Source organism: Burkholderia sp. BCC1644, from assembly GCF_902833225.1.
GTDB lineage: Bacteria > Pseudomonadota > Gammaproteobacteria > Burkholderiales > Burkholderiaceae > Burkholderia.
The window spans coordinates 1-1049 of sequence record NZ_CADFEI010000049.1; the positions used below are offsets into that span (position 1 = coordinate 1).

Here is a 1049-nt window from a genome sequence, read left to right on the forward strand (position 1 = left end):
GCCGGCGAACCCAGGCGCACGCCGCTCGTCACGAACGGCTTTTCCGGATCGTTCGGGATCGCGTTCTTGTTCACCGTGATGTGCGCCGCACCGAGCGCCGCTTCCGCTGCCTTGCCCGTGATGTGCTTCGCACGCAGGTCCACCAGCATCACGTGGCTTTCCGTGCGGCCCGACACGATCCGCAGCCCGCGCTTCACCAGCGTTTCAGCCAGCACGCGTGCGTTCTCGACCACCTTCTCCTGGTACGACTTGAACTCCGGCGACAGCGCTTCCTTGAACGCCACTGCCTTGCCCGCGATCACGTGCATCAGCGGGCCGCCCTGGATCCCCGGGAAGATCGCCGAGTTGATCGGCTTCTCGTACTCCGCCTTCATCAGGATCACGCCGCCGCGCGGGCCGCGCAGGCTCTTGTGCGTCGTCGTCGTCACGAAGTCCGCGTGCGGCACCGGGTTCGGGTACACGCCGGCTGCGATCAGGCCTGCATAGTGCGCCATGTCGACCATCAGGTACGCGCCCACCGACTTCGCGATCTTCGCGAGCCGCTCGAAATCGATCTTCAGCGAGAACGCCGACGCGCCCGCGACGATCAGCTTCGGCTTGTGTTCCTGCGCGAGCTTCTCGGCCGCTTCGTAGTCGATGTCTTCGTTTTCGTTCAGGCCGTAGCTCACCACGTTGAACCACTTGCCCGACATGTTCACCGGCGAGCCGTGCGTCAGGTGGCCGCCGTGCGCGAGGCTCATGCCCATGATCGTGTCGCCCGGCTTGAGCATCGCGAAGAACACGCCCTGGTTCGCCTGCGAACCCGAGTTCGGCTGCACGTTCGCGGCTTCCGCGCCGAACAGCTGCTTCACGCGGTCGATCGCGAGCTGCTCGACGACGTCGACGTACTCGCAGCCGCCGTAGTAGCGCTTGCCCGGATAACCTTCCGCGTACTTGTTCGTGAGCTGCGAGCCCTGTGCGGCCATCACGGCCGGGCTCGTGTAGTTTTCCGACGCGATCAGCTCGATGTGATCTTCCTGGCGGCGGTTTTCCTGCTCGATCGCGGCAAA

General features: G+C 65.0%; 1 protein-coding gene. It reads right to left on the reverse strand.

What is annotated here, in order from left to right; translation table 11 throughout:
* A partial coding sequence (gene glyA, locus HWX87_RS37605; RefSeq protein WP_244137845.1) for a serine hydroxymethyltransferase occupies window positions 1–1040 on the reverse strand: 1040 nt, incomplete at its 3' end.
* Window positions 1041–1049 lie beyond the last annotated feature (9 nt).